This is a genomic window from Planococcus sp. S3-L1 (genome assembly GCF_030063085.1).
Lineage (GTDB): Bacteria > Bacillota > Bacilli > Bacillales_A > Planococcaceae > Planococcus > Planococcus kocurii.
The window spans coordinates 186,622-212,442 of record NZ_JASISN010000004.1 but is presented as its reverse complement, the minus strand read 5'-3'; the positions used below and the strand labels follow the sequence as shown (position 1 = coordinate 212,442).

Below are 25,821 nucleotides of genomic sequence, written 5' to 3'. Positions count from 1 at the left end.
TGCAGGCAGCCGAGACTTAATAGGCTGCCTGCATTTTTTATGTTGCGATTGGTTTAGAGCGGAACCTTTGTTTTTGCTGCGCATCTCTAAATTCTACTGAACGTGCGTAAACTTTCTTGAACGTGCGTAAATTCTACTGAACGTGCATAAATTTTCTTGAACGTGCGTAAACTCTACTGAACGTGCATAAACTCTTCTGAAATGGAAGCAAGTCGGAACGCCTCGGATTTTCCGTTTACGAAATCTTTACACTCTTGTCACAGCCACTTCATAAGCACTTGTTATACTAAAGCCAATTAAACAGCTGCCAACGATTTGTGTTCATCGAAAAGGAGAGGTTTGCATGCACGGGAATCAAAAGAAAGCACCAATTGTCAAAGTCATGTCTTTTAATATTGCTCATGGGTTGGGGATGGATGGAGTCGTCGATTTGGAGAGGACTGCAGGAGTTATCGAGGAATCCTGTGCGAACATTATTGCCTTGCAGGAAGTTGATCGTTATTTTTCTGCTCGCAGTTCATTTGTGGACCAAGTAGAGTGGTTGAGCAAAAGACTTGGCATGCATGCGGCTTACGGAGCCAATATGAGTTTTGCACCTGAAGATTCAGAACGTCCGAATCATCAATATGGCAATGTCATTTTGAGTAACTACCCAATCAAATACGTCGAAAATCATTTATTGACTCAAGTTCCGTGTCCATTTGGAAATAATGAACAACGGGGTCTGTTAGAAACCATCATTGAAGTGGAAGGTAGTTATTTGAGTGTATTTAATACTCATTTAGCGCTGAAAGATGAAGAGCTAGCAGTTAGTGTTGATGAAATTTTGACCCTTACAGAAAAAAGCCGCTTTCCACAAATTCTTGTTGGGGACTTTAATGCCCCACCTTCGAACGGTTATATGCAAAAACTCAACAGCCAGTTCAACGATGCTTTTTTGACAATGAAAAGAGGCGATGCCTACACATATCCCTCTCCTTACACAAATAAAGAAACAGCTGAGATTTTGTCTCCAGCAATACGAATCGACTATATTTTTTCAGATAGCGCTATTGATGTCGTACAGGTAGCCGTTATTGAGACGGCCGTTTCCGATCATATGCCGATTGTAGCGGATATGGTCCTGACTGGTGCGACAGTACACAGTAAAGATGGTTTGCAAAAAGAACGGGCAAAGGTCTAAACAGTCAAACTTCAGCATATATGATGAAAAAACCGGAAGCTCTCTATTAGAGAGTTTCCGGTTTTTGATGTCCGTAAATTTGATGGTCTGCTAGATCGCGTTTGCATAACTTGACGAGTAAATATACCAGGGGCGTGTCCGCTGCAGCCACGAGCCATTTGAATGCATATTGTGTCACAATCATGCCAAGTAATACACTAGTTGGCAAAGTGCCGTAAAAAGCGATGGTGATGAAAATGCTCGTATCGACCAATTGGCTGACCATTGTTGAGGCATTATTGCGAAGCCACAACTTGGAATGACCATGTCTTTCTTTCAGTTTATGGAAAATAGTGACGTCCAGGTTTTGACTAATAAAGTAAGAAACGAGACTGGCTATAGTAACACGAAAACCTGCAGAAAAGATGGTTTCGAATGATTCTTGATTCGTAAAAAAAGAAGCAGCTGGTAAATGAATAGCAAGAAAAATAAACGCCAGTGCACAAAGCTGTGTAACAAATCCTGCAGTAACGGTTTGTCTTGCAGCTTCTTTGCCATATACTTCTGCAATCGTATCTGTGATCGGGAAAGTGAAAACATAGACGATGACAGCAGCCGGTAAAACAGCCCATTCGCCGATACTGAATAATTTCACCGCGAGTATATTCGATAAGATTAACAAGCCGACAAATGCGCCGTTCAAATAAAGTAACATTTGCTGAGCTCCTTATCGATTGGTAATCGTTTCGGGATTCATGTCGTGATTCATCATCCGGTACGATGCCATTTCTTCGTATTTTGTTCCAGGTTGGCCATAGTTTGTGTAAGGATCAATCGACAAACCGCCACGTGGCGTGAATTTTCCCCAAACTTCGATATACCGAGGATCCATCAATTTGATTAAATCATTCATAATGATGTTAACAACATCTTCATGAAAATCTCCATGATTGCGGAAACTGAATAAATAAAGCTTCAGTGATTTGCTTTCGACTAATGTTTTGTCGGGAATAAAGCTCAAGTAGATCGTAGCGAAATCGGGTTGCCCAGTTTGCGGACAAAGGGACGTAAACTCAGGACAATTAAATTTCACAAAATAATCACGGCTGTGCAGATTGTCGATGGGTTCTAAAATGTCTGGATCGTATTCAAACTTATACTTGGTGTTTTGATTGCCAAGCAATTCTAAATGCTCGAGCGTTTCTTCGTTTCTTCCTACCATAAAAACGGCCTCCTTTTAGATGCCCGGTTAGGAAGAGGGTTATAAAAAACGGACAAAAGAAAAAGCCAAATCGCATGTGGATTTGGCTGAGTTTCGACAATCCATAGTTTTTTATAGAGGGTGAAATGCTATGAACCTCTCCCGTTGCCGGGGTATTTACTTTTTACTCATCTATCGTATAAGACTTACTATGCGTTGTCAATCGACCAAATTTGTTAACATATTAGCAACAGCCAAAGGAGAGGATCGCATGGGGCATGATCATGATCATTTTGAAACAGTTAGAAGCGGCAATAAAAAAGCTTTATCTATTGCACTTATCATAACAGCCGGCATCATGCTGCTAGAGTTTTTCGGCGGACTCTTCACAAACAGTTTGGCTTTAATTGCAGACAGCGGTCATATGTTGTCGGATACGGTTTCACTGGTACTGAGTTTGTCAGCTATTTGGTTTGCGGGAAGAGCAGCGTCTGCTAACAAAACCTATGGCTACTACCGTTTTGAAATTCTTACCGCCTTTATTAATGGCATTACGTTATTTGTTATGGCAGGTTTTATCATTTATGAAGCTGTCCAGCGTTTATATGAGCCTGCGGAAGTTCAAGGAGGTTGGATGCTAGTCATTGCGTCAATTGGTCTTGCTGCTAACGTATTGAGCGCGTGGGTGTTAAACCGTGGTGCCGATGTTCAAGGCAATCTTAATATGAAAAGTGCTTATATGCATATTATCGGAGATGCGCTTGGTTCAGTAGGCGCCATAGTAGCGGGTATGCTTATTCTGTTATTTGACTGGACGATAGCAGATCCGCTGATTTCGGTCGCTGTTGCGTTATTGATTTTGCGGAGCGCCTGGGGCATTCTTCAAAATAGCATTCATATTTTGATGGAGGGAACACCTGAGACGATTGATACGCAGCAAGTGAGAGAGCGGCTGCTTGAAATCGAAGGTGTGTTAGACGTTCATGACCTTCACGTGTGGACGATTACATCTGGCATGGACTTGTTTACATGCCACATTGATGTCGATGTCAATATACAAGAGCAAAAGGTTCTTCAAGAAGCTTTGAAATTGGTTTATGATGTGTGCGGAATTGAACATGCCACCATCCAAATTGAAAAAACCGACACTGTACACGACTCACTAAAGGTATAAATTTAAAAAGAGTGGATTATCTGTTAATTTCTCTATCATTGACGGATAGCATCCATATTTTTCATGGTAAACTAAAGGTAAAAGATAGGCAGAAAGGAGCGACAAGAATGGCAGGCGAACAGTATGGATTACAAAAGCAATCAATAGAATGGGTGAAAAGCCAACTAAACGAGCAAGTAGAAATCATCGACGTTGATCCGCTGACGGGCGGAACCTCTTCAAAGCTATTTGAGCTAACTGTCAAAGAGAACGACCAAGTGCTTTCTTACGTTCTGCGACTTTTTCATAAAGCCGATTGGTTGGAAAAAGAGCCTGATTTAGCAAGACATGAAGCAGATAGCCTTCAGTACGCTGAGCAGTCCGGCCTTCTTGTCCCTCACTTAATCGCTTATGACGAAACCGGACAAGAAAATGGCGTGCCTGCAGTATTCATGACAAAAGAGTCTGGCTCTGTCGTACTTCAACCAACTCATGATAACAAATGGACAGATCGACTGGCAGCGGCTTTGGCAGAGTTGCATCAAATAAAGGCAGAAGACTTTCCATACGAATATTTTTCTTATAACGATGCGTTCTTACTTGAAAAGCCGACGTGGTCCAAAGTTCAAAACGATTGGATGCGAGCTTTTTACATTGTTTCTGGAAACCGTCCTAAAGTGCGGGAGTGTTTCATTCATCGAGATTTCCATCCAGCTAATGTGCTGTGGGAAAACGGCGAAATTAGTGCTATCGTAGACTGGGTCAACGCATGTCGAGGGCCCGCAGGAATCGATGTTGGCCATTGCCGTGTCAACCTAGCTCAGATGTATGGAATTTCTGTTGCTAATGAGTTTCTGGCAGCGTATCAGCGGCATGCTGGGAATCTATTTGTTTACGATCCGTATTGGGATCTGGTTTCACTAATAGACACCTTAAATGGATCACCTACTGTGTACCCAGGGTGGAAAGCGTTCGGTATGAAAGGATTGTCTGACGAGTTGGTACGACACCGATTAGATGATTATTTATTAAGTCTTTTGGATCGATTTGATGACTTTTAAGTCCTCCTGCTAAAAGAGTCAGTATCATTTCAGGTTTGATTTCCCCGATAAAGGCAATATAACAATAAGTGAGTTTTTTGAGGAGGAAATTGGATGACAGATGAACAACTAAAGAAATTGAAAAAGCAATTAGTAGAACAAGTAGAATCACTAGAAGAACGCGTAGAGCATACAGAAGAGTTTGAGACGACCGAGCTCTCAAACTACGATAATCATCCTGCTGACAATGCCACAGATTTATACGATCAAGAACGCGGTCTGGCGATGACTCAGTTTAAAGAAGAAGAATTAGCAGACGCTAAAGCAGCTCTAGCTGCAATTGAAGACGGTAGCTACGGGACGTGTTCAGTGTGTGGCAAAGAAATTCCGTTTGAACGGTTGGAAGCATTGCCAACCGCGTTGACTTGTATCGATCACGCAGATCAACATCCGGATTTGGAAAGTCGCCCATCTGAAGAAGATGTTCTACAGGCTTCCACAGCACAGCCTGTCAAAAAAGAAGACGATGGCATTCGAGACTACCAAGATAGTTTTGAAGATGTAGAGGATTTTGGCTCGTCGGATACACCGCAAGATCAACCAAGCGAAGATTCACAAGATTTTTTCAAAGACGATAAATAAAACCATCCCCTCCTGCCGTTAGGCAAGGAGGGGATTTAAAAAACAGCACGATTTCCCGGGAAATAACAGCTAGGGGGTTAAGTATGGATAGATTGAAAGAAGAAATTTATAGGCTTGAATGCAGCCACTTGGAGCCGGAGTGTTGGGTTTCAACCGATAAGTTAAGTGAAGTGCTGGACGATGAGTTTTTTGAATTTGGCAGTTCTGGAGGTCTTATTAAACGTCAGGATTTTGAAGGGGATTTTCCATCAAATCCCGACCCAATGGCTATTCATTTTTTCGAAATGCACAAATTAGGTTCAGATGCTGTGCTGACCACGTACCAAATAACCAACTTAAAGACGGGAAAGCTGACGAACCGGAGTTCTGTCTGGAAAAAACGAGAAAATGGCTGGAGATTATTTTTCCATCAAGGAACAGTTTCAGCTAGCAACGTGTTTGAATAAAGAAAGAATAGGCTATTCACATAACAGAACTATTTTGTCGAAGGAGGAATTTTTCATGGAACATGCCATCGTATTATTTGATGGAGACTGCAATTTTTGCGATTCAAGCGTTCAATTTATCATCAATCATGATCCCGCTGGCTATTATCAGTTTGCTTCGTTGCAAAGTGAGATTGGCCAAGAACTTTCAAGGAAATTCAAAGTACCGGGAGATGTCGATAGTTTAGTATTGATCAAGGATGGACAGGCGTTTGTGAAATCTGAAGGGGCTTTAATGATTTCGCATCACTTAACAGGTCTCTGGAAATTGGCGCATTACTTGAAACCATTTCCACGAGTAGTTCGTGACGGCGCGTATGACATTATCGCTAAAAATCGGTATAAAGTATTCGGCAAGTTGGATAGCTGCATGCTGCCCCCTCCTCACATACGCAAACGATTTCTGGACAAATAATAGAACAAGCCCGAATCCGGTAATCCTCGGGTTCGGGCTTTCTTAGGAATAGAAAATCTCAGTAGAAATTGGATATTCGCCAATAGTGACTGGCAGTAGGTCCTGCCATAAAAGCGAGGCCTTCACTTTCTTTTTGATGAATGGCCGTCCATTCGTGGTTATCTTCAAACTTCAAATAAACTTCATGATTGGGCGATTGATCATGTACGCCAATAATGTCATACGTGCCATTTTGATAAAAATCAGCTGATAGTTCGTAATCAATGTTTGGTGACGTTGTGAGTGGGTTTCCTACGCAATGCGTTAAGGTGATGGCCATTTTTTGTTCGATTTCTGCTGCTTTCTCTAATTCAATTTTTTGAGAGGAAGCAATATCAGCTTTGCTAAAATTTTTTCGCCAATTGTATCCAATGGTGGGTCCTATATGCTTGTCCCATACCAATGTCGGACTTTTTTTAAGGTCAATAGTAAGATTGACTTGAGACCTGTAATGTGGTGACTCAGCGTCAAAGCTTCGTCCATCCCCTTGAAAATAGGCAAAAGGGGACAAGAGATTAGGGTTTTTCAATAAGGTATCTGGCAGAAAAGTAGTATAGCGTAATTGCCAGGCTGGGACTAGTTGAGTCGATTCTTTATCGGACAATAAAGAATCGAGAGAAGCAATTTTTTTAGTCAGCCAAAAGTCTTCTGTTGCTGCTTTTTTTTGCGGAGATTTTTGGTGTAAACTATTAAAAAATTTATTTAACGCAATTTTTTTGTCGCTAAACTTTTTTTGAGACTTTACGATTGGACGGTTGCCACGAATCCAGTAAGTCGCTTCTTCGTTCATCGAAACTTGTCGGTCCGTGTACTGATTTTTTTCAACGGTTTCAATAAACGCTCCATTGCGATAGATATCATAAGCCGTAATGCCAACAATTTTTCCCCAAGCTAAAGAAATACGACTGTTAGAAACAATGGTCGTTAAAACTAACTCTGCTAAACGATTGTTGCTGTTCGTTTGTCGTTTTTCGGTTGCTGTTTGTAGCTTGATTTTATCTACCCAGTGTCCTGACGCATCTAGGCGTTCAAGTGTATAGGTATACAAGTGACCTTCTTTTAATCCTTCATCTTTAAAGCGATTTTGAGTGCCGGTATAAACCATTTGCCCATCTCGCTTTACGCGGCAAACGTCCTCGGTCGCTGTCCACCTGAAATAAATGAATGTATGGGATTGTTCCAATACAAGAATATCTAATTCGTTTTCCATATTTACACCTCCGCATGCTATTGTTAGGGATATACCCTTTCAACAATAAAAACGAACCTTTTTAGAAGAGAATAAATAACCATCATACCGGAAAGCTATTACTGGCAAGTTCGGTAAAATTACGTACAGATTGAGCAAAGCGGATAGGGGGAACAGCAATGGAAACTACGCATGAAGCAAAAGGTTTTGGTAACTTTGATGATGCAGCTGCCTATATTTTGCAGTTGCTAAGCAAGCAAATTGGCATCAATTCCTTATTTATTGCTAAAAATGATGGCGAGACAAATAAGATTATGAAAGCGCATAATAACAGTAAGAGCCTTGTAGAAGAAGGGAGTTCGATGCCACTCCCTCAGTCTTACTGCAGTTTGAGCATAAACCACGGACCTACTCCGTTAATTATAGAAGATGTTTCAGCAAGTGAGTTAACTCGTTCTATGGCTATTACAAAAAACTATGGTCAAGGGACATTCGTCGGCGTTCCAGTCTACTATAGCGATCGTACGGTTTATGGTACGATTTGTGGACTAGATGATCAATCCCATAAACTTTCTGAGGAAGACCTTTCTACTTTTGAAATGATGTCGACTTTATTGACCTATGTATTAGAACTTGAGAAAGCCAATCAGCAAATTCAAACATTGACTGCGCCTATCGTGCCAGTAACTAAAGGTGTAGCAATCGTTCCTGTCATTGGTGAAATTACAGCTTCGCGTGCAGAAGTTATCATCAAGCACGTACTTGGAAAATGTAGCCAAGAATCTATGGATTATTTGATTATCGATGTTTCAGGTGTCTTACAAATCAACTCTACTGTTGGGGAATACTTACTAAAATTGGTTAATATCCTGAAAGTAATTGGTGTCACACCGGTTATTACGGGAATTCAGCCGTTTATGGCGTTAAAAGTGCCACATTTTGCGGCTGCACTAAAAGGGGTCATGATTGAAGCTAATTTAGAGACAGCTTTAAAACAGCTTGGGTTCGTATTGATAAAAGAGTGCAAAGAAAAATCAGACTCTCATTGAGGAGGTCTGATTTTTCTTTGTTCTAGTTGACTGCCGTACTTAGTTAAATGAGTTGCTCGCAGACTAATTTTCTTTATCAAAGAAAACGTGTTTGAGTTCCCACGAATCGTCTATTTCTAATAAACCAAAAGAATATTGTTGCTGTCTGCGCTTATCGGTTGGTGAGCCAGGATTAAATAATGTCACACCACCAACTTCTCGTATGACGGGTGTATGGGAATGTCCGAAAACGATAATGTCCACATCGTCATCGCTAAACGTGTCATAAGCTTGCTGTTCGGTCGGTTTACCGTCACTGTCACCGTGAACGACTCCGACTTTCAAGTCTCCGAAGGTAAAAATCTTTTTACGGCCAAACTTTTCAAGAATGTCCCACGGATCGACATTGCCAGTGACGCCATCAATTTCAGCATAAGCTGCTAATTCATGATAGACATCCATCGTTTGCCAATCACCTGCGTGAATGATAAAGTCAGCTTCTTGGCATGCATCCACCAGTTGCTGAGGTAGTTTTTTAGCGCGAAATGGAATATGTGTATCTGAAACAATAACAATCTTCTTCATCTGAACGCCTCCAGTCAGTCTCTTCTGTTTACTTTACCAAACAAATGCCTTATCGTCGAAACCTAGCTACTCAATCTGAAGTTTAAGATAGAGTGTCTAATGAGAAGTAAAAAAGAAATATATATGTTGAACTAATAAACCTATAGTAGTCGATATTCCGCAAAACAGCTCTCTTGCCGGGGGCTCGCGCTGAACTAACTCGGGCTAAACGCCCGAGTGGATTTCAGCACTTCGCTTGTTCCCCAAGGCGTCTTCGCTATTTTGCTCCATCTCTTCAGAGACACTTCCCAGCAAAGACTTGTCCATAGCGCCGAAGCGGCATATTTGTTGGATTCTTTAATTCAACGTATGTAAAGAAAATCCACAACCTAAAAAAACTACAAGACCAGTCTCGAAGCAGCTTTTAATATCGGAATTTTTGAGGGGCAGCAACTATTGGAGGAGAGAAATGATATGGAAAACAACAGAAAAGTGGTTTGTTACATTGCTACGAGTGTAGATGGATATATTGCAACAACAGAAGACTCACTGGACTGGCTGTTCAAAGCAGCGGAAGGACAAGAAGGAGATATGGGTTACGCTGAATTCATAGCTACCATTGATACGGTAGTGCTAGGACGCAGAACGTATGATTGGGTAATGGCAGCGGAAAATGGTCAATTTCCTTATCAAGATAAAATGAGTTATGTTTTTACATCAACAGTTGCCGAGGAACATGCATTTGTCACGTTTACAGATCAAACGGTTTCAGACTTTGTAAAAGCGCTTAAAGAAAAGCCAGGAGAAAATATTTGGGTAGTTGGCGGTAGCGGATTGCTTCATAGTTTTGTCGAAGAAAACCTAATTGATGAATGGATCATTTCCATCGCCCCGGTATTACTTGGCAAAGGTATTCCGTTATTCAAAGAGGTCAATATGGAATCCTCTCTGAAGCTCAAATCGGTAAAATCGTATGGAGACTTTGTACAGCTTCATTATAAAAAATTATAAGCAAAACAGGTATCTGAGAAATTTTCAGATACCTGTTTTGCTTTAAACATTCGTCTTTCGATTTCGTAAGAGAAAAGAACTAATATTTAGCAGGAGAAAGCACCTTTTTTTATAAAAAAATCAGTATCTTATTCATTTTGACTAGTTATCAATAAATTTAAAGTAGTTACGTCGGATTGAATTCATATAATTACAATTATATACTATTAAAAAGAGTCGTTTGTTGATTCTTGGAATTGAAGGGAGAGAAAGTATGAAAAATTTTAAAGCACTATTGTTTGCTTTGTCTATGGTTTTATTTTTAGGTTTTTCTCAAACGTCTGTGGAAGCACATTCGCCAGATTTACACGAAGGTGTTTCTGGACAAGATGTAAAAGAACTACAATCTACATTAGGGAAATTAGGTTATTTCCATACGACAGCTACAGGTTATTATGGTTCTGTAACTAAAAATGCAGTTATGCAGTTTCAGCGTGACTTTAATGTCTCAGCTACGGGCTTTACGGGACCATTAACACGTAAAAAAATAACAGAAGTTGAGATGATGGCACGTGTTGTAAATGGAGAAGCACGAGGAGAAAGTTATACCGGACAAGTTGCGGTAGCAGCTGTTATCCTAAATCGTATCGACTCTTCTGCGTTTCCAAACAGTACGGATCAGGTTATTTTCCAACGTAATGCGTTTACTGCCATAAATGATGGGCAGTATAATTTGAAACCGAGTGCATCGTCTTACCAGGCTGTAAAGGCTGCAGTGAAGGGATCTGACCCATCACTTGGTTCAACTTATTACTATAATCCGAGCGGTGTTACGGATACATGGATTTTCTCACGCACGACGATTACGAAAATTGGTAAGCATGTATTTGCAAAATAGTTTTGAGAATCGCCCTGGTTTTTACGGGGCGATTTTTTTTGAGGTGAATAACAGGGCAGAAAAGGGTTATACTGAGAAAGAACAATGAGAGGTGGAATTTAAATGTCTGAAAAAAACGTGCAGCAATTGCCGCCGAAAACTTGTAGCATCGAAAGACTCGTAACGAACAAGCAGGATGTCGAAAAGGTTCTGCTTGGTCAGAAATCGGCGACACGCCGGAATGGTCGTTATGCAGATGTAGGAGAAATCATGGTGCTAAACGATAAGAAATTCTTAGTAGATCACGTCTACCAACAAACACTTGGTGAGTTAACAGATGAACTAGTGGCACGAGAAGGATATGCTAGTGTTGAGGAATACAAACAATCAATACTGTCTACTCACGCAGGTATGCCGTGGTTACCTCAAATGACTGTTTGGGTTCACGAATTTCATTTGATGGAAGAGTAACTGCAACATGTACTCGCTCATATTATTCGCTCATATTTTAAGTGCGGTGCTATCTATTGGACCATTCTTTGTCCTTCTTCCTCTAGTTAAGCGAATGGAGACAGCCTCTGGAGATGTTCTTCAGTCGCATATCGTAACTTTTAAATCGGCGACACGCCTCGTTAAGCATGCAGGTCATGTATTGGTTACAACAGGCGTTCTGCTAATTTGGCAAGGACCGTGGGGCTGGGGAACTTCCTGGATTTTAGGTACACTGGCTGTTATGGTCGGTTCTGTTTTTTTCTTGGCACGCGCGTTCACGCCGACTCTACGCAAATTTGGCAATGAAAAATTCAACCACTTGCAGTTAGTTAAGAAGTTACATCGCTCATTATGGATTTACATTTTCTTGTTGTCATTGATGCTATGGTTCATGGTCGACAAGCCGAATTTCTGGTAACGAAAAAGACGGGGCTGTTCCAAAAGTCATGAAAAATGACTTTTCGGAGCAGCCTTTTTTTGTATGGATGAGAAATGGCTGATGTCTATTCCGACGGACGCTTTCCGCGGGCACGGCCTCAGCCGTTCTAAAACGAAAAAAGGATACAAAAAATCGTCCATTTCTGTAAATGGGAGTTACCACATCACCATTGGAGAAAGGACGATTTTGATGTGCAATCCGAAGATTACTTCCCAAATGATAACCCTAAACAAATTGTATTTCCACTCTCTTGTCTTGTTGTGATTCCAATGATTAAATCCAGAATTGTCTAAATGATTCCAGCTTATAGTTGACAAATCACTGTGGATTTAATACGATAAGCACAACCTTTTTTGTGCGGATTACGGTTGAAGGTGTCGGGAGCGACACCGCCGAAATCTAGTTGAGCAGAGCATAGTAGAGCTAAATCGATGAGTAAGAAGAGTAGCACAGATCAACCTCTCAAAGAGAGTCAGTGGCAGGTGGAAACTGACGGGGTGTCTGAGTGAATGGACTTATGAGTGATTCTTTGAACAAGCAGTAGAAGAATCCGTTTCCCCACGTTATCAGGGATCAAGTGAAAGCTTTGTCAGCTTTAACATGAGGTGGTACCGCGGTGATTCCGTCCTCTGCAAGGAACAGTTCTGTTCTTGCAGAGGGCTTTTTTGTTTTAAAAGAGAGTAAAACGTGCAGCAAGGTCTGCGTTTTTAAGAAATGGAGCTGAGTTGAGATGAGTAAAGAAATGAAAATGAGAAAAATTGATGGGGACTCTTTAACACCTATTGCTGTGTTTAACCGACTAGTTGGGGAACGTAAATGCCTGTTAGAAAGTTCATTAAAAACAAGTGTTACGGGTCGTTATTCGTTTATCGGAGCAAATCCGTCTGTTGGTTATATTGGTCACGGTCAACAATTGCGTGAAATTGATTTTCGAACAGGCGCTGAGAAAATCTACGAGGGAAAACCATTAGAATTGATCAAAGCACGAATGCCTCGTTACGAAGCAGAAGTAGAGGGATTGCCTTTTACAGGAGGGGCCCTTGGATATATCGGTTATGATGCGATTCAAGTGTATGAACCAATCAAAGCACCCAAAAAAGATAGCTTGCAGATGCCGGATATTCATTTACAAATCTATGAAACCATTGTGGTGTTCGATCATGTAAAAAATGATGTGACCATTTTAACGTTTGAAGACAAGCTTGATGAAATTGAACAACAATTAGCTATTCCTGAACAAGCGGCTATGGCAGTAAATCAGGAATCACTACAATTCGACTCCAAAACGAGTGATGCTTTTTTCCGTAAACAGGTAGAACAAGCAAAAGATCATATTCGTAAAGGTGATGTTTTTCAATTGGTTTTGTCGCAGCGCTTAACGGCAAGTTACAAAGGAGATGCCTTTGCGTTATACCGGAAATTACGCAAACAAAATCCATCTCCTTATCAATTCTTTATCGATTTTGATGGCTATGCAATTGTCGGTGCGTCACCTGAAAGTTTGTTAACAATCCGTGGCAGCCACATGATAACCAATCCGATTGCTGGCACACGAAAACGCGGTGACACTGACCTTGAGGACAATCGATTGGCAGAAGAACTAGCTAGTGACGAAAAAGAGCAAGCAGAGCATAAAATGCTAGTAGACCTCAGCCGCAACGATGTAGGGCGTGTCGCACAAATTGGAACTGTAGAAGTGCCAAAATATATGGTTATTGAAAAATACCAACACGTGATGCATCTGGTGTCGGAAGTAACAGGACAGCTGGATAAAAAAATGCATCCGTTAGATGCTTTAGTATCCTGCTTGCCTGCGGGGACGGTGTCAGGCGCTCCGAAAGTACGTGCTATGCAATTGATACAAGAATTTGAAGAAGAGCGTAGAGGAGTCTACGGGGGAGCTATTGGCTACTTAGGATTTAATGGCAATCTAGATGTCGCACTGGCAATTCGTACTTTTGTCGTTAAAGATGGAATGGTTCATGTCCAAGCAGGGGCAGGCATTGTCTTTGATTCAGACCCACAAGCAGAGTATGAGGAAACGCTTCATAAAGCGCGTTCACTCACGGAGGTGTTCGGATGATTCTATTAATCGATCATTATGATTCTTTTACTTATAATATTTATCAGGCCGTTGCTGCTATGGGAGTGGAAGTAGAAGTGGTCCGTTCCGATGTGTTAACACTAGAGGAAATTAAAGCCAAAAACCCGAAAGCAATTATTCTTTCACCGGGACCTGGTCACCCACTGGAATTACCTGAATCGATTAAACTAATTCAAGAGGTGCACCAATCGATTCCAATTTTAGGGATTTGCTTGGGGCAGCAACTAATTGGAGCAGCATTTGGCGGCAATGTTGTCGAAGCACCATTTATTCGACATGGTAAAGTGTCTCAAGTATCACATGTTCGGCAAGGGTTGTTTAAGAATATGCCACTGCCATTACCGGTCATGCGTTATCATTCACTTGTATTAGAGCCCGAAACTTTGGCTGATTGTTTAGAGGTACAAGCGCGGGCACTCGATGACGACACGATTATGGCTGTTAAACATCGGGACTATCCGGTTTATGGAATCCAGTTCCATCCAGAGTCGATTGGTACGCCGGACGGGGTAGCATTGATGAAAGAATTTGTTATGCAGGTCCATGAGGAAGTAGCGAGTCGTTTATAGAACACATGAAAAGAGGCTGTCCCAAAAGTCATGAAAACATTACTTTCAGGGATAGCCTCTTTTGGCAATTGTCAGAAAGGGCTGATGTCCATTTCGACGCACGCTTCGCGGGCACAGCCTCAGCCATTCTAACCTTAAATCAGGAGATAAAAAACCGTCCATTTCTGTAAAACAAAAGTTCCCATACACTCCTTACAGAAAGAACGATTTTTATGTGAAATCCGAGGCTAACTTCCCAAAAAGGATAGCACGGAAAAGTGATGGTGGACATCCTCTTTAAATAGATAACGCAAAATTGACGCAGAAAGTGTGTTCGGTCCTATCAAAGGCAATCGGTCGTTCCGGTGATTTCTCCTCTGGGGCTTCGATAAAGTGCAAAAGGCGTTCCGGATTGTGGCATGGACCTACAATCTCTTGAAAGTAGCAGGCATTCGCTAACTGCTTTCAGGGCGCTTGTCCTAAAAAGACGATGAAAAAGAATTTCTTTTTCATCGTCTTTTTAGAGACTTATGGGGCAGTTGTTTTTTTTTACACGCGTATCAAAGGCATAGTGCAGCAACGAAAAGCACCACCGGATTTGATAATTTCGGAATAATCGACTTCAATTACATGGAAGCCGCGGGAAGTTAATTGCTTATTCACTTGTGTGTTCTGCGGCTGGCTGAAAACTTGGCGATTGCCAATAGACAGTACGTTAGTGCCTAAAGCAAACTGCTCTTTCTCATTGACACGAATTAATGTATAGCGCTCAGCGAGCATTTCGACAGTAGCCCTATCGAGCGCTTCAGGAAAAATGAGTGCTTCTGTTGGTGACAAGATATTAAAGACACAGTCAAGGTGCAGGTATTTTTCATTAAACGAAATAGGCAGGACTTCAAAATCCGGTAGCTCACGCTGTAAATCATCGATAGCTTTTTTGGAAGTACGGCTGCTGATACCGACAAAGACAGTGTCGCGGTCGATGATGACATCACCGCCTTCGATGCGATGGCCTGTCAAATTTTTGAAGTTGACGTCACGTGTTTGCATCCACTTTCGAAGTTCTTGTTCTTCGCCTTGGCGAATTTCAGAGGCCATTTCGCTAATAAACACCGAGTCTCCAATGGTAAATCCAATATCTCGTGTAAATACTTGTTCCGGATAATTTTCAGCAGGCTCAATCAAATCGGTTTGAACACCACGATCAAGTAACGCTTGAACAAATTCATTGTGTTGATTGAGTGCTTTGTCTATATCGATATTTTCGTCCTTATACCTTTTCTGAACATCATTGATGACATCTTTTATCTCCATAAAGCGTGGCGGGCATAACAAAACACGCCGAAGCGAATCGTATTCGCTCTGGCAACGTGCAGATAGACTTTCTTTTATAGTTGATGACATATAGGTTCCTCCAAAGAACATAGTTATTAATTTACTATTCCTTTTGGGTAGTAAATTAAAACATGCTAATTAGGAGATGGTACACAAAAAGAGGCGGAAATGAGAAAATGTAAAAAGAAAGTTTTTCGATACAGGAGGAGACTGTTACGATGAAAATTATTCAACAGGAAGTGGCGAAAGACCGAGATTTTATCCGGAAGAAAATTATTGAACACAATGTCGCCAATTTGCCGGGAGAAGCGAACTCCCCATTTGAGCAAATGAGTTTTATCGTGCGTAATGAAGAAGAGGTGATTATAGGCGGTTTAACAACCACCGGTTTTTGGCGAAGTCTTCACATCGATTTCCTGTGGGTAGACCCAGCAATCAGAGGTACCGGCATTGGAGAAAAATTGATGGCACGGGCAGAAATTTATGCGCGCAGTAAAGAATATCGATTGATGATTGTCGACACCTTCAGTTTTCAAGCGCCTGAATTTTATAAGAAACAAGGATTTTCGGAAATTGGTGTAGTTAACAATCATCCAGTAGGCCATAGCCATTATTATTTGGAAAAATGGCTCTTGGATTCATCAAAACAATAAAAAAACGGAAGCCCAAAAGGCCTCCGTTTTTTTATTCTTGTTCTTTGTAAAATACTTTGTCTACATTGTATTTGGCTTTTTCTGTGTTAATCAAATACGTTTCGTAGATGTCGCGCTCCATTGGATCTTCTATAATGGAAACGGTAATGCGGTAGACTTCTTCACGATGATTCTTCAATGGTGATACTGAATCTTCGAAATGTTTTTTTACACGTTGGCGTAGTTTGCGGGCTTTTCCGACAAACAATAGTTCTCCACTATGGTTAAAAAATTGAATGATGCCGCCTTTATCGCGTGGAACATCGTGCAAATCGATAAAGCCGAATAATGGTTTGATGACAGCTTCGTCACCTGTAATTTCTTGTTTGCGCTGTGTAATCGTCACATCCGCTTTTGGTGGTTGAATATTAATCATGCTTATCACGTCCTCTAGTTATCGTATTGCCTAGTTTAACACAAAAAAGAGCGGAAATCCATCCGCTCTTTTTCGCCTATCATTCGAAAATGTCTTATAAAGTCTCTAATTGGTCGCTAACAGGCTGCTCGCCTTGCAGTACTTCAAATGTTTTGTGATACGTATTGTTGCGATCGAGTACATCTACTAAGACTTTAGCGACGTCTGCTCTTGGAATTGATCTTCCTTCAAGAGAAGAAAACCCATTTGAAGAAATCTCGATTTTACCTGATTTGTCTTCGTCTGAAAGAGCTCCGGGACGAACGATTGTATAATCCAAATTAGTAGCTTTCAACAGATCATCTGCTGTGCGTTTTGCTACTAGATAAGGCTTCATCGCCTCGCCACCCGCATCCGGATTGTCTGAGCCAACTGAGCCAAGTTGCACAAAGCGTTTAACGCCTTTGTCCTGTGCGTATTGAGCTGCTTTCACAGAACCCCATAAATCAATGGTTAAGGTTTTATCAGCCCCTGTTTTTGGACCAGATCCGGCTGCGAAAATTACAGCATCTACGCCTTCAAAAGCAGCACTGAAATCTTTTTCTAAATCGCCCAATACGACATTAGCAGCACCGAGTTCTTTCATTTTATCAATTTGATCTTCTTTACGGACCATAGCGGTTGCTTGATGATTTGCTTCGGATAATTCTTTGACAATGTTGCGGCCGACTTGACCGTTTGCTCCAATAACTAGTACGTTCATTCGATATCCACTCCTTTAATTGTCTTCACTCTACTTATATTCCCTTTTAATTCCACGATAAACGTTTTATTTCTTCGTTCAACTGTCCAAAAAGCTGTAGACAAGCTAGAATAGAATAACGGAGGTGTTACAATGCAAATTACAGATTATGTGTTTCACAAAATTAACGATCCTACAGGAATTATGGTGGGTGACCGTTACGAATTCTTGTTGAATGTTGAAGTTGATGAAGAAGATGAGTTATATACAGAGGGCGGCTTAGAACTGCGTGTTATTATTGCTGCAGAAGAGGCAGGAGCTCGTATCGCACATTACAACTTTATCGATAAGCAAACAAGAGGTGCACTTGAGTTTGGACTTGAAGATGAGGAAGAAGAAGAAATTCTTGCTTACTGTTCAGAAAAACTAGCATAGTCAAAAACATCCTGCTCAATTTGAGCAGGATGTTTTTGATTAGATGTTAACTTCTATTTCAGCTGTTTTCTTTAGTTCTTCAATTTGAACAACTACAGCCTCTTGTGTTTGTTGCTCTTCTAGAGATGTGCGGATTGTCGGCTCCATTTCTTCAAAAGCGGGTGCTTCTTCTTCAGAAGTTTCTGCAAAGCCATCATAAGCTGTTTTCACTTCTTCGTCTGTCACTTCTCCTGCTGTTACCTCTTCTGCAACATACTGCTCGTAAATCGACTGTTCACGAAGCTGAACTTCCATGTCAGCTAGCGTAAAGCCAGTTTCTTTTAAGGCTTTGTCCATTACCTCTGTCGATTCAAACTGACTCTTTAGTTCTTCTAAGCGCTCTTCAACTATTTTTTCATCTGCTTGATAGCCTTTTTTTGCTGCGTCTTGCAAGATTACTTTGTTACCAATCAATACGGACAATGCCTGTTCTTTTACAAGGGCAGCATTTTCATCTTCGGACACATCTTGACCTTGTGCAGTTAATGACGATTCCAGTTGACGAGCCACACTATTATAAACTTTGCCCAAAATTTCTTCCTCATTCACGACAACAACTACATCTTTTTGCTCCGGTAATTCCAAAGCTGATTCGGTAGGAGTGTTTTCACCTGCTGTTTCTTCAGTCGTTTCAGGCGCAGTATTTTCTTCGGATTTAGTTTCTTCCTGATCAGAGCACGCGCCTAATGTTAGCAATAAAAGAATTGGGGCGAACGCAAATTTCATTTTCTTCATCATTTAAAAACTCCTCTTTCAGTCTGTCTGCTTAACAGTAAAACATATTTTATTGGGTGGCACAAATAGTTGTACGTGCTTGTGCAAATAAAGTCGCAATTCGGTATAATAATAAGAGATAGACAAGTAATAGAATTAGAAAGCTAGAGTAAGCCGCATGTCTAGGGCGATTTAGCTAGTGGATTCGATTTGAAATGTCCGTTAAGCGTGTTATGATTGTAGGAATCTGTAGATAATGATACATAACTTATACTTTTGGGGGAATCTCTATGACAAGCTCACATACGATTAAAGCACGTAAAACATTGGACAAAATTCAACCATACTCACCAGGAAAGCCAATCTGGGAAGTGCAAAAAGAATTAGGACTTGATCGTGTCATTAAATTGGCGTCTAACGAAAATCCATTAGGGCCTTCGCCTAAAGCGGTAGCAGCGATTCAAAATGGATTGGCAGAACTAAACCGTTACCCTGATGCAGATGCGAGCGCATTGAAAAAAGCCATTGCTAACAAATTTCAAGTAACTCCTCAACAAGTAATTACAACAAATGGTGCTGACGAATTGATTACGTTGATTTCTGAAGCTTTTCTCGAAGCTGGAGATGAAGTCATTGTTCCGTCTCCGTCATTCAGTGAATATGATTTTGGTGCACATATTATGGGTGCCACAGTTGTACCGGTCAAATTCAAAGAAGGATTTGAATATGATGTAGATGCGTTACTAGCAGCAGTAACAGAAAAAACCAAAATTATTTACATCTGTACGCCGAACAATCCAACAGGTACGTATATACCAAAATCAGATTTGGATAAATTAGTAGAAGCGATTGATAACGTATTGGTCGTTATTGATGCGGCTTACGATCATTTCGCTGATGCCGCGGACTACACAAATGGTGTGGAATACATCAAAGCGGGACAGTCAGTCGTAACATTGGAGACCTTCTCAAAAATTTATGGTATTGCTGGAGTACGAGTTGGCTTTGGAATCGCTCCTGAATCAATCATTCAATCGATTTTAAAAGTAAAAGAACCGTTTAACGTCAATACATTAGCACAAATTGCAGCAACTGCAGCAATTGAAGATACTGAACATGTACAGACTTCCCAAGAAACCAATAAAGCAGGACGTAAACAACTATACAAAGCCTTTAAAGACCTAGGGTTAACGTACGTTGAAAGCATGGCCAACTTCGTATTAGTGCAACTGGGTGAAGATGGCGAAGAACTGTACAAACAACTAATGGCAAAAGGTGTCATTGTTCGTCACGGGAAAATTTGGGGCTTACCTGATTACATCCGTGTTTCTGTTGGGACGACAGAAGAAAATCAATTCTTTATTGACGTTTTAAAAGGATTATTAGTTAAACAAGCATAAAAAAGATGCTCCTGAAACTAGGAGCATCTTTTTTATAGGCTACCGAATTCGTGTATTCATCATTAACGATTTGAGCTGTGTATAAACGTATGCTTTGCTTAAAACCCTGCCTATACGATAAACTTCTAGGAAAAGATTCTTAAGGAATAGGAGGAATGCCAGCTTGGACCAAGTAAATTTATTGTCGTCCATCACTTACATTGATACAGAGCGTTCTATTGAATCTGGAGAAATAAAAATCACCGATACAGAATGTAATATTCACCTATACGAAGATATCGTGGTAACTTCTGCGACGAAATTCCAAGTAGCAAACGTATGGGATGTATCTTATAAGTCCTTTTCATCTGAAGCAAGTTTGTTGTATCTGCATACTCATAGGGGAGTATTAACTTACAAAGTCTATACAGATCCAGATCACTTTGTGGAAACGTTTAAAAAACTGAAAAATAAACATTACTAAAGAAGATAGGTTTTCCTGTCTTCTTTTTCGATTCTATCGAGTTGCAGAAAAGCTAGGCTATAACAGAGGAGAGATGGTTATGGAGGACAATCTTAAAATTGCAGATAGATGGACAACCAAAGTAAACGACAAAGATGTTAAAGCAGTACTAGAAATATCAGATCTCCACGTTGAATTGGTAGGTCCAAGAGCTACGGCAGAAGGTCATCATGTTCTAAGGAAATGAATTGAGGGGTTGGACGTTCATATGGAGACGCAACACAGTATACAACAGGGGATGAAGTGATTTGCGTGCAGAAGGTTACTTGGCAAAACCAAAGTGGCCATGTAACGATTTATACTTTCATGGAAAGCAGCAATGGAAAAGTTCATCGCTTGGGGAGGTTTGATACCTTAGATAATGCTTTTGGGCAATGCCAATTGAGCGAAGAAGATAAAGTTGATTAAAGTGAAGTTCCGATTTTGAAAGTAATAGAATACATCAAAAAACCATAGAAGGAAAATAATCGATTCTTCAATGGTTTTTTTGATTGGAAACTTACTTTATTTCACTATTGATCAAATCGCCCAACTCATCCCAATTTTCAACACGTGGCAAATCGAGGTGCCGATTATAAGATTGATCTTTGACGATAACTTTTACAGGAGTATTTGTTAAAGTATCCAAGACAGCCGGCTTGTCGTCGAAATAATAATCCAGCTGCAAATTTTGAATGATCTTCACTTTTTCCGAATCTTTCATGCCACAGAAAAAGTTTTCTCTTACGATAGGGAAGTCTTTTTCAATCAGCCAGTTGAACGTATTGTCAGCATACTCTGGGGGACGTGATGTTATATAGTAGATGTCGTGACCACCTGATTCGAGTTGTTTCAATAGATCAAGTGCCCCGAAGTAGAGGGGACAGTCCGTGAAATACAAAAAATCCAAAGAGCGATTCCACAAATCCTTGCCTTCTTCATCACTCAATCCGAACGCTTCATGTATTTCGACGCGATTCAAGGTGTGGAAAATATCGATGTCCACACGTTTACCTAATTGCTGTTGGTAATAATGAAAGGCATATTCACGCAAATTAATCAATGTATCGTCTATGTCAAAACCCAATTTCATATGCTGCTGCCTCGCTTTTCAGGATAGCCTGTAAATTTAAAGTCTTTGCCAATTTTGCTGAATTCACCATCACGTAAATCGATGGCATCTTTCATCCAGTCCACACCTGTTCCTTCAATAAAAGTCGGTGCTAATTTGCCTCCGACTATTTTAGGAGCAAAGTAAAACACGACTTTATCAATTAAGTCATTTTCTAGAAATGCGGCATTGATGGTACCGCCACCTTCGATAAAAAGCGATGAAATGCCTTTTTCACCAAGTGTCCGAACAACATCTAAAACATCCACTTGCGTATCGTGACTCGTTGCAAAAATAGAAATACCTAACTTCTCTAATGCCTGTCGTTTATCACTATCGCAATTTCGACTTGTGAAAATCCAAGTATCTGCGATTCCATCTGTCAAAAGCTTTGAATCAAGCGGAATACGTAATGTGGAATCTAAAACAATACGAAGCGGATTGCGGCCATTTGGGATTCGAGCCGTCAATTCAGGATCGTCTTCAATTACCGTACCCACCCCCACCAGTATGGCCATATGCTGACTCCGTAATAGATGAACATCCAATCGAGCTTCTTCAGAAGTAATCCATTTGCTGTCAAGAGAGGGAGTAGCAATTTTCCCATCAAGTGTAGAAGCGGCTTTCAAGGTTACGAAAGGGGTTTTACCGACGATGAATTTATTGAACACTTCATTCATTTTTCGTGACTCTTCCTCGCGTATGCCGACGATTACATCGATACCCGCATCTTGAAGCATCCGGACACCGTTTCCGGAAACCAGTGGATTCGGATCTAACGTGGCCACGACAACTCTTTTGATGCCGGCATCGATAATGGCTTGTGCACACGGTCCCGTCCGCCCAAAATGGGAGCAAGGTTCAAGCGTTACGTAAATCGTAGCGCCATGACTCCTATCACCCGCCATGCGAAGTGCATGGATTTCGGCATGAGGTTCGCCGGCTTTCAAGTGAGTTCCAATACCGACAATTCCGCTGTTATTGACAATGATAGAGCCGACCAATGGATTTGGATCTGTCTGGCCCTTTAAAGCTTGTGCATTACTGAGCGCAAGGTCCATATAGAATTCATGGCTTGACATGCATCATGTCCTCCTCGTCTTTAAGGTGCCCTGAGCGTTCAATTTTGGTCTGCAAATAATCCGTGTTGTATTGAGACTCGTCTCCCCATAGGGAAGTTCTTGAAGCAATTTTAAGTCCCGCTTTTTCAATAGCTGCAACTTTTTTAGGGTTATTCGTCATTAACGTTACGGGCTTGGTACGCAATGATTGCAATACAGCAATAGCATCACCGTAATTTCTTGAATCGTCTACATATCCTAATTTTTCATTAGCTTCGACCGTATCGTAACCATTTTCTTGAAGTACATAAGCCATCGCTTTGCTGAACAAACCAATGCCACGACCTTCATGATTCGCCAAATAAAATAACGCACCGGTGCCATGGTCAGTAATTCGTTTCATCGATTGTTTTAATTGAAAGCCACAGTCGCAGCGCTTGCTGCCAAAAATATCGCCTGTATGGCAAATAGAATGCATACGAATCAAGGCATCTTCATTGTTCTCAAAATCACCGTATACGAGGACGCTCGATTGCTGATACTCAGCAAGGTTTGCGGAGTTCAGTTTTTCAATAATGCTCTCGTAATCCTCAGTCACTTCATCGAGGCTCAACCAGCAATACCAATTAAATATAAACGTTTCGTTATATAAGTCAACAGGAAGACGGATGGGGCCGACCAAGTAAACGGCGCCTTCTTCAGTCTGGATCATTTGGATTTTTTCTTTTAATAGGGCAAAGACTTGTGGATCTAATTTCATATCGTGCATGCCAACATCCCCTTATATAATTCTTATACAATATATCGTACTACAATCTGTTGATAAAAGTGAGTGGTTTGTACTTAACGATAATTATTATCATTTAAATAAAGTATAATTCCTTAATAATTGATATTTATTATCAATTAGAAACAAATATTCTCATTTGATTTGATTAATTCGATAGGCTATGTTATATTGTCTACATTATAATAATTATAAATAAGAGCCTAGGAGGAATAAACATGTTATCAGAAAAACTGACGAACGCATTGAACGATCAATTTAATAACGAATTACAGGCCGCACATGCTTATACTGCGATGGCCGCATATTTTTCGAAAAAAGGCTTTCATGGATTTGCAAACTTCTATCTTATCCAATCAAAAGAAGAGCATTACCATGCAATGAAATTTTATCATTATTTAGTGACGATGGATGAAAAACCGGTTCTACAAGCTTTGACTGAACCCAAAAATCATTTTGTCAGCGCGTTGGACGTTCTTGAAAACTCATTGTCTCAAGAAAAAAGCGTAACGAGCAATATTTACGCATTGGTAACATTAGCTGGTGAACTAGAAGAGCATGCGACACTGTCTTTCCTTGATTGGTTTGTTGAAGAACAAATGGAAGAAGAAAAATCGTTCCGCGACATCATTGCGAGAGTAAAAGCCATCGAAGAAGGTGGAGAATACTTCCTGAAAATGGACGATGAGTTTGCACAACGTAAGCTAGAAGCATAATAGTAACGAAGCAGCACACAGAACAAGGTGTGCTGTTTTTTCTGTCTGAAAGGAAGTGATGATTCATGACGGTAACTTATAAGCCGGCAATTCATTTCAATCACGTTGATTTTTCATTTACAAAAACTCCTGTGTTAAAAGGGATTACCGGCTCTTTTCCAGAAGGGAAAATTACGACGCTGGTCGGTCCATCGGGGGCAGGAAAGACAACGCTTTTAAAATTGTGCAACGGCTTATTGTCGACTCAATCGGGAGAAGTTTATATAAAAGACCGGCCGATTGAAAGCTATGAGCCCGTCAAACTGCGTCGCTTAGTCGGAATAGCGCTTCAAGGTGCACCGATGATAACCGGCAGTGTCTATGAGAATTTAAGCTTGCCGCTAGAATTGCAAGGCAACTCTTTATCTAAAGAGGAAGCAATTGAATTATTGCATGACGTTGGACTAGAAGAAGAGTTGATAGACAGGAAAGTGAAAGACTTGTCCGGTGGTCAACGCCAAAAGGTTTCAATTGCGAGAACACTCGTCAACAAACCGACAGTTTTACTGCTTGACGAAATCACTTCTTCTTTAGATCGGACGTCCTTACGGGAAATTGAAGAACTGATCGTCAAAATTAACCGGAAATACGGCACGACGATCATCTGGATTACGCATAATCTTCAACAAGCGCTTGAAATTGGGGATTATACGTGGGTAATGATGGATGGTGAAGTCGTGGAAACAGGAGAAAGTGATTTACTTAATGATCCTGTCAATGACAGAGTTCGGCAGTTTGTTAAGGGGGAGGCAGAATGAGTTACTTAACTTTATCCATTACCCTCATTTTTGTAGCGATTCCTCTCTTATTGTCCAAGACCCTAAACCTCGGCTTAGAAAAAGATACCATTATCGCAACTTTACGTTCGATTGTGCAGTTGTTAGCAGTCGGTTACGTCTTGAAATTCGTTTTTGATTCGGAAAGCCTCATCTATATTTTTTTGATGGTTGGCTTAATGATTGTAGCAGCTACGCATAACGCCCAGAAAAAAGGAGCGGCGATTCGAGGCATTACGATAAAAGTAGCCGTCACCTTACTATCTGTAGAAGTATTGACGCAAAGTATTTTACTCGGCTTTGCCATTACACCGGCTACGGCCCAATACATTATTCCCATTAGCGGAATGGTTATCGGAAATTCCATGGTGTTGTCGATTTTGTTCCTGAATCGTTTTACAGCAGAAGTCGAGTCAAATCAAGACCAAACAGAGCTAATTTTGTCTCTTGGTGGAACGCCGAAACAGGCAATCCATAGACAATTGATCACAGCCATAAAAGCTAGCATGATTCCGACAATTGAAAGCCAGAAAACGGTAGGACTCGTTCAGCTACCAGGAATGATGAGTGGACAAATTATTGCAGGGGCAGATCCAATTCAAGCCGTTCAATTCCAATTGCTCATCATGTTCTTATTGCTGACAACCGCTGCTGTAACGAGTGTTATGCTTGGTTTCTTGTCGTATCCGACGCTTTTTAACCAACGCATGCAGTTAATAAAAAAATGATTTTGATTCATAAGAAAAGACACATTCGATTACCGAATGTGC

32 protein-coding genes, 1 riboswitch and 1 other annotated feature are annotated in these 25,821 nt (G+C 40.8%); of the genes, 21 read left to right on the top strand and 11 right to left on the bottom strand.

The features are described from left to right. The first annotated feature begins 343 nt into the window (after positions 1–343). Entirely contained in the window at positions 344–1,183 is an 840-nt protein-coding gene (locus tag QMF37_RS06515; protein WP_071153390.1) for an endonuclease/exonuclease/phosphatase family protein, read from the top strand. Between the two features lie 46 nt (positions 1,184–1,229). Here the strand turns inward: QMF37_RS06515 and QMF37_RS06510 are convergent, their stop codons facing one another. Both QMF37_RS06510 and queF read right to left on the bottom strand, forming a co-directional pair. Further along, on the bottom strand, positions 1,230–1,877 hold the full coding sequence (locus QMF37_RS06510; protein ID WP_283477335.1) for a queuosine precursor transporter: 648 nt from the start codon (positions 1,875–1,877) through the stop codon (positions 1,230–1,232). Positions 1,878–1,889: 12 nt separating this feature from the next. Next, positions 1,890–2,384: a preQ(1) synthase gene (gene queF, locus QMF37_RS06505; RefSeq protein WP_283477333.1), complete on the bottom strand. Its 495-nt coding sequence runs from the start codon at positions 2,382–2,384 to the stop codon at positions 1,890–1,892. A gap of 97 nt (positions 2,385–2,481) precedes the next feature. Continuing rightward, positions 2,482–2,529: riboswitch (PreQ1 riboswitch) on the bottom strand. Between the two features lie 105 nt (positions 2,530–2,634). On the opposite strand from queF, the gene QMF37_RS06500 reads away from it, so the two are divergent. From QMF37_RS06500 to QMF37_RS06480, 5 genes are all read left to right on the top strand, one after another. Next, positions 2,635–3,537, top strand: coding sequence for a cation diffusion facilitator family transporter (locus QMF37_RS06500; RefSeq protein ID WP_058386616.1), 903 nt, complete (start codon positions 2,635–2,637; stop codon positions 3,535–3,537). 107 nt (positions 3,538–3,644) lie between these two features. Beyond that, complete coding sequence (locus QMF37_RS06495) at positions 3,645–4,577, top strand: phosphotransferase family protein (protein WP_058386615.1); 933 nt, start codon at positions 3,645–3,647, stop codon at positions 4,575–4,577. Between the two features lie 93 nt (positions 4,578–4,670). Then, the gene (locus QMF37_RS06490; RefSeq protein ID WP_058386614.1) at positions 4,671–5,198 is read left to right on the top strand and encodes a TraR/DksA C4-type zinc finger protein; all 528 of its coding nucleotides are present in this window, start codon (positions 4,671–4,673) and stop codon (positions 5,196–5,198) included. 83 nt (positions 5,199–5,281) lie between these two features. After that, positions 5,282–5,644 carry a nuclear transport factor 2 family protein gene (locus tag QMF37_RS06485; protein WP_071153392.1) on the top strand — a complete coding sequence of 121 codons (363 nt, stop codon included), beginning with the start codon at positions 5,282–5,284 and terminating at the stop codon, positions 5,642–5,644. A gap of 55 nt (positions 5,645–5,699) precedes the next feature. After that, positions 5,700–6,098, top strand: a complete 399-nt coding sequence (locus QMF37_RS06480; RefSeq protein WP_058386612.1) for a thiol-disulfide oxidoreductase DCC family protein — start codon at positions 5,700–5,702, stop codon at positions 6,096–6,098. A gap of 58 nt (positions 6,099–6,156) precedes the next feature. Here the strand turns inward: QMF37_RS06480 and QMF37_RS06475 are convergent, their stop codons facing one another. Further along, on the bottom strand, positions 6,157–7,347 hold the full coding sequence (locus QMF37_RS06475; RefSeq protein ID WP_078080069.1) for a hypothetical protein: 1,191 nt from the start codon (positions 7,345–7,347) through the stop codon (positions 6,157–6,159). Positions 7,348–7,505: 158 nt separating this feature from the next. Here QMF37_RS06475 and QMF37_RS06470 point away from each other — a divergent pair, with 158 nt between their 5' ends. Further along, on the top strand, positions 7,506–8,375 hold the full coding sequence (locus tag QMF37_RS06470) for an STAS domain-containing protein (protein WP_071153393.1): 870 nt from the start codon (positions 7,506–7,508) through the stop codon (positions 8,373–8,375). Between the two features lie 63 nt (positions 8,376–8,438). On the opposite strand, the gene QMF37_RS06465 is transcribed toward QMF37_RS06470, so the two are convergent. Next, positions 8,439–8,939, bottom strand: a complete 501-nt coding sequence (locus tag QMF37_RS06465) for a metallophosphoesterase family protein (RefSeq protein WP_071153394.1) — start codon at positions 8,937–8,939, stop codon at positions 8,439–8,441. 453 nt (positions 8,940–9,392) lie between these two features. On the opposite strand from QMF37_RS06465, the gene QMF37_RS06460 reads away from it, so the two are divergent. The 6 genes from QMF37_RS06460 (at position 9,393) to QMF37_RS06435 (ending at position 14,389) form a co-directional block, all read left to right on the top strand. Further along, the gene (locus QMF37_RS06460) at positions 9,393–9,929 is read left to right on the top strand and encodes a dihydrofolate reductase family protein (RefSeq protein ID WP_071153395.1); all 537 of its coding nucleotides are present in this window, start codon (positions 9,393–9,395) and stop codon (positions 9,927–9,929) included. Positions 9,930–10,182: 253 nt separating this feature from the next. After that, positions 10,183–10,806, top strand: a complete 624-nt coding sequence (locus QMF37_RS06455) for a cell wall hydrolase (RefSeq protein ID WP_283477323.1) — start codon at positions 10,183–10,185, stop codon at positions 10,804–10,806. Positions 10,807–10,908: 102 nt separating this feature from the next. Beyond that, positions 10,909–11,256, top strand: a complete 348-nt coding sequence (locus QMF37_RS06450; RefSeq protein WP_071153396.1) for an ASCH domain-containing protein — start codon at positions 10,909–10,911, stop codon at positions 11,254–11,256. A 7-nt stretch (positions 11,257–11,263) separates the two neighbouring features. After that, the gene (locus tag QMF37_RS06445; protein ID WP_058386606.1) at positions 11,264–11,695 is read left to right on the top strand and encodes a hypothetical protein; all 432 of its coding nucleotides are present in this window, start codon (positions 11,264–11,266) and stop codon (positions 11,693–11,695) included. Positions 11,696–12,138: 443 nt separating this feature from the next. Continuing rightward, positions 12,139–12,349: a binding site (T-box leader), on the top strand. Positions 12,350–12,446: 97 nt separating this feature from the next. Further along, positions 12,447–13,799, top strand: a complete 1,353-nt coding sequence (gene trpE / locus QMF37_RS06440) for an anthranilate synthase component I (protein ID WP_078080070.1) — start codon at positions 12,447–12,449, stop codon at positions 13,797–13,799. Then, positions 13,796–14,389, top strand: a complete 594-nt coding sequence (locus tag QMF37_RS06435) for an anthranilate synthase component II (protein ID WP_283477320.1) — start codon at positions 13,796–13,798, stop codon at positions 14,387–14,389. The genes trpE and QMF37_RS06435 overlap by 4 nt, the downstream gene beginning before the upstream one ends. A 528-nt stretch (positions 14,390–14,917) precedes the next feature. Here QMF37_RS06435 and QMF37_RS06430 read toward each other — a convergent pair. Beyond that, the gene (locus QMF37_RS06430; RefSeq protein ID WP_071153398.1) at positions 14,918–15,772 is read right to left on the bottom strand and encodes a dimethylarginine dimethylaminohydrolase family protein; all 855 of its coding nucleotides are present in this window, start codon (positions 15,770–15,772) and stop codon (positions 14,918–14,920) included. A gap of 149 nt (positions 15,773–15,921) precedes the next feature. On the opposite strand from QMF37_RS06430, the gene QMF37_RS06425 reads away from it, so the two are divergent. After that, positions 15,922–16,356: a GNAT family N-acetyltransferase gene (locus tag QMF37_RS06425; protein ID WP_283477318.1), complete on the top strand. Its 435-nt coding sequence runs from the start codon at positions 15,922–15,924 to the stop codon at positions 16,354–16,356. Positions 16,357–16,387: 31 nt separating this feature from the next. Here QMF37_RS06425 and QMF37_RS06420 read toward each other — a convergent pair whose 3' ends face one another. Further along, positions 16,388–16,771, bottom strand: coding sequence for a nucleotide excision repair endonuclease (locus QMF37_RS06420; RefSeq protein WP_058386600.1), 384 nt, complete (start codon positions 16,769–16,771; stop codon positions 16,388–16,390). 94 nt (positions 16,772–16,865) lie between these two features. Then, positions 16,866–17,513, bottom strand: a complete 648-nt coding sequence (locus QMF37_RS06415; RefSeq protein ID WP_283477316.1) for an SDR family oxidoreductase — start codon at positions 17,511–17,513, stop codon at positions 16,866–16,868. Positions 17,514–17,645: 132 nt separating this feature from the next. Here QMF37_RS06415 and QMF37_RS06410 point away from each other — a divergent pair, with 132 nt between their 5' ends. Next, complete coding sequence (locus QMF37_RS06410) at positions 17,646–17,927, top strand: DUF6509 family protein (RefSeq protein ID WP_058386598.1); 282 nt, start codon at positions 17,646–17,648, stop codon at positions 17,925–17,927. Positions 17,928–17,966: 39 nt separating this feature from the next. Here QMF37_RS06410 and QMF37_RS06405 read toward each other — a convergent pair whose 3' ends face one another. Then, on the bottom strand, positions 17,967–18,704 hold the full coding sequence (locus QMF37_RS06405; RefSeq protein WP_283477313.1) for a SurA N-terminal domain-containing protein: 738 nt from the start codon (positions 18,702–18,704) through the stop codon (positions 17,967–17,969). A gap of 266 nt (positions 18,705–18,970) precedes the next feature. On the opposite strand from QMF37_RS06405, the gene hisC reads away from it, so the two are divergent. The 3 genes from hisC (at position 18,971) to QMF37_RS06390 (ending at position 20,769) form a co-directional block, all read left to right on the top strand. Further along, positions 18,971–20,080, top strand: coding sequence for a histidinol-phosphate transaminase (gene hisC, locus QMF37_RS06400; protein ID WP_283477311.1), 1,110 nt, complete (start codon positions 18,971–18,973; stop codon positions 20,078–20,080). A gap of 163 nt (positions 20,081–20,243) precedes the next feature. Further along, positions 20,244–20,543 (top strand): hypothetical protein, encoded by a 300-nt coding sequence (locus QMF37_RS06395; protein WP_071153401.1) that lies wholly within the window; start codon positions 20,244–20,246, stop codon positions 20,541–20,543. A 79-nt stretch (positions 20,544–20,622) separates the two neighbouring features. After that, the gene (locus QMF37_RS06390; protein ID WP_283477309.1) at positions 20,623–20,769 is read left to right on the top strand and encodes a hypothetical protein; all 147 of its coding nucleotides are present in this window, start codon (positions 20,623–20,625) and stop codon (positions 20,767–20,769) included. Positions 20,770–21,081: 312 nt separating this feature from the next. Here QMF37_RS06390 and QMF37_RS06385 read toward each other — a convergent pair whose 3' ends face one another. Genes QMF37_RS06385 through QMF37_RS06375 form a run of 3 tightly spaced genes read right to left on the bottom strand, consistent with a single transcriptional unit; the run spans position 21,082 to position 23,502 of the window. Continuing rightward, entirely contained in the window at positions 21,082–21,654 is a 573-nt protein-coding gene (locus QMF37_RS06385) for a 5' nucleotidase, NT5C type (RefSeq protein WP_078080073.1), read from the bottom strand. Next, positions 21,651–22,754 (bottom strand): bifunctional diaminohydroxyphosphoribosylaminopyrimidine deaminase/5-amino-6-(5-phosphoribosylamino)uracil reductase RibD, encoded by a 1,104-nt coding sequence (gene ribD, locus QMF37_RS06380; RefSeq protein WP_283477307.1) that lies wholly within the window; start codon positions 22,752–22,754, stop codon positions 21,651–21,653. Before ribD ends, QMF37_RS06385 begins: the two co-directional genes overlap by 4 nt. After that, a complete protein-coding gene (locus QMF37_RS06375; protein WP_058386592.1) occupies positions 22,741–23,502 on the bottom strand; it encodes a GTP cyclohydrolase II in 762 nt (253 codons plus the stop codon). The genes ribD and QMF37_RS06375 overlap by 14 nt, the downstream gene beginning before the upstream one ends. A 236-nt stretch (positions 23,503–23,738) precedes the next feature. On the opposite strand from QMF37_RS06375, the gene QMF37_RS06370 reads away from it, so the two are divergent. The 3 genes from QMF37_RS06370 to QMF37_RS06360 all read left to right on the top strand — a co-directional run bounded on the left by QMF37_RS06370 (position 23,739) and on the right by QMF37_RS06360 (position 25,779). After that, entirely contained in the window at positions 23,739–24,236 is a 498-nt protein-coding gene (locus QMF37_RS06370; protein ID WP_058386591.1) for a ferritin, read from the top strand. 65 nt (positions 24,237–24,301) lie between these two features. Then, entirely contained in the window at positions 24,302–25,033 is a 732-nt protein-coding gene (locus QMF37_RS06365; protein ID WP_283477304.1) for an ABC transporter ATP-binding protein, read from the top strand. Then, on the top strand, positions 25,030–25,779 hold the full coding sequence (locus QMF37_RS06360; RefSeq protein ID WP_283477302.1) for an ABC transporter permease: 750 nt from the start codon (positions 25,030–25,032) through the stop codon (positions 25,777–25,779). The genes QMF37_RS06365 and QMF37_RS06360 overlap by 4 nt, the downstream gene beginning before the upstream one ends. Positions 25,780–25,821: the final 42 nt, after the last annotated feature.

What these genes read in the sequence shown, in the direction of transcription:
- QMF37_RS06430 (WP_071153398.1), bottom strand. Translation starts at nt 15,772, where the DNA reads ATGTCATCAACTATAAAAGAAAGTCTATCTGCACGTTGCCAGAGCGAA.
- QMF37_RS06425 (WP_283477318.1), top strand. Translation starts at nt 15,922, where the DNA reads ATGAAAATTATTCAACAGGAAGTGGCGAAAGACCGAGATTTTATCCGG.
- QMF37_RS06370 (WP_058386591.1), top strand. Translation starts at nt 23,739, where the DNA reads ATGTTATCAGAAAAACTGACGAACGCATTGAACGATCAATTTAATAAC.
- QMF37_RS06375 (WP_058386592.1), bottom strand. Translation starts at nt 23,502, where the DNA reads ATGCACGATATGAAATTAGATCCACAAGTCTTTGCCCTATTAAAAGAA.
- QMF37_RS06410 (WP_058386598.1), top strand. Translation starts at nt 17,646, where the DNA reads ATGCAAATTACAGATTATGTGTTTCACAAAATTAACGATCCTACAGGA.
- QMF37_RS06360 (WP_283477302.1), top strand. Translation starts at nt 25,030, where the DNA reads ATGAGTTACTTAACTTTATCCATTACCCTCATTTTTGTAGCGATTCCT.
- QMF37_RS06435 (WP_283477320.1), top strand. Translation starts at nt 13,796, where the DNA reads ATGATTCTATTAATCGATCATTATGATTCTTTTACTTATAATATTTAT.
- QMF37_RS06490 (WP_058386614.1), top strand. Translation starts at nt 4,671, where the DNA reads ATGACAGATGAACAACTAAAGAAATTGAAAAAGCAATTAGTAGAACAA.
- QMF37_RS06390 (WP_283477309.1), top strand. Translation starts at nt 20,623, where the DNA reads ATGGAGGACAATCTTAAAATTGCAGATAGATGGACAACCAAAGTAAAC.
- QMF37_RS06500 (WP_058386616.1), top strand. Translation starts at nt 2,635, where the DNA reads ATGGGGCATGATCATGATCATTTTGAAACAGTTAGAAGCGGCAATAAA.
- QMF37_RS06480 (WP_058386612.1), top strand. Translation starts at nt 5,700, where the DNA reads ATGGAACATGCCATCGTATTATTTGATGGAGACTGCAATTTTTGCGAT.
- QMF37_RS06420 (WP_058386600.1), bottom strand. Translation starts at nt 16,771, where the DNA reads ATGATTAATATTCAACCACCAAAAGCGGATGTGACGATTACACAGCGC.
- QMF37_RS06385 (WP_078080073.1), bottom strand. Translation starts at nt 21,654, where the DNA reads ATGAAATTGGGTTTTGACATAGACGATACATTGATTAATTTGCGTGAA.
- QMF37_RS06455 (WP_283477323.1), top strand. Translation starts at nt 10,183, where the DNA reads ATGAAAAATTTTAAAGCACTATTGTTTGCTTTGTCTATGGTTTTATTT.
- ribD (WP_283477307.1), bottom strand. Translation starts at nt 22,754, where the DNA reads ATGTCAAGCCATGAATTCTATATGGACCTTGCGCTCAGTAATGCACAA.
- QMF37_RS06460 (WP_071153395.1), top strand. Translation starts at nt 9,393, where the DNA reads ATGGAAAACAACAGAAAAGTGGTTTGTTACATTGCTACGAGTGTAGAT.
- QMF37_RS06405 (WP_283477313.1), bottom strand. Translation starts at nt 18,704, where the DNA reads ATGATGAAGAAAATGAAATTTGCGTTCGCCCCAATTCTTTTATTGCTA.
- QMF37_RS06465 (WP_071153394.1), bottom strand. Translation starts at nt 8,939, where the DNA reads ATGAAGAAGATTGTTATTGTTTCAGATACACATATTCCATTTCGCGCT.
- QMF37_RS06415 (WP_283477316.1), bottom strand. Translation starts at nt 17,513, where the DNA reads ATGAACGTACTAGTTATTGGAGCAAACGGTCAAGTCGGCCGCAACATT.
- QMF37_RS06510 (WP_283477335.1), bottom strand. Translation starts at nt 1,877, where the DNA reads ATGTTACTTTATTTGAACGGCGCATTTGTCGGCTTGTTAATCTTATCG.
- trpE (WP_078080070.1), top strand. Translation starts at nt 12,447, where the DNA reads ATGAGTAAAGAAATGAAAATGAGAAAAATTGATGGGGACTCTTTAACA.
- QMF37_RS06450 (WP_071153396.1), top strand. Translation starts at nt 10,909, where the DNA reads ATGTCTGAAAAAAACGTGCAGCAATTGCCGCCGAAAACTTGTAGCATC.
- QMF37_RS06365 (WP_283477304.1), top strand. Translation starts at nt 24,302, where the DNA reads ATGACGGTAACTTATAAGCCGGCAATTCATTTCAATCACGTTGATTTT.
- QMF37_RS06470 (WP_071153393.1), top strand. Translation starts at nt 7,506, where the DNA reads ATGGAAACTACGCATGAAGCAAAAGGTTTTGGTAACTTTGATGATGCA.
- QMF37_RS06485 (WP_071153392.1), top strand. Translation starts at nt 5,282, where the DNA reads ATGGATAGATTGAAAGAAGAAATTTATAGGCTTGAATGCAGCCACTTG.
- hisC (WP_283477311.1), top strand. Translation starts at nt 18,971, where the DNA reads ATGACAAGCTCACATACGATTAAAGCACGTAAAACATTGGACAAAATT.
- QMF37_RS06515 (WP_071153390.1), top strand. Translation starts at nt 344, where the DNA reads ATGCACGGGAATCAAAAGAAAGCACCAATTGTCAAAGTCATGTCTTTT.
- queF (WP_283477333.1), bottom strand. Translation starts at nt 2,384, where the DNA reads ATGGTAGGAAGAAACGAAGAAACGCTCGAGCATTTAGAATTGCTTGGC.
- QMF37_RS06495 (WP_058386615.1), top strand. Translation starts at nt 3,645, where the DNA reads ATGGCAGGCGAACAGTATGGATTACAAAAGCAATCAATAGAATGGGTG.
- QMF37_RS06445 (WP_058386606.1), top strand. Translation starts at nt 11,264, where the DNA reads ATGTACTCGCTCATATTATTCGCTCATATTTTAAGTGCGGTGCTATCT.
- QMF37_RS06475 (WP_078080069.1), bottom strand. Translation starts at nt 7,347, where the DNA reads ATGGAAAACGAATTAGATATTCTTGTATTGGAACAATCCCATACATTC.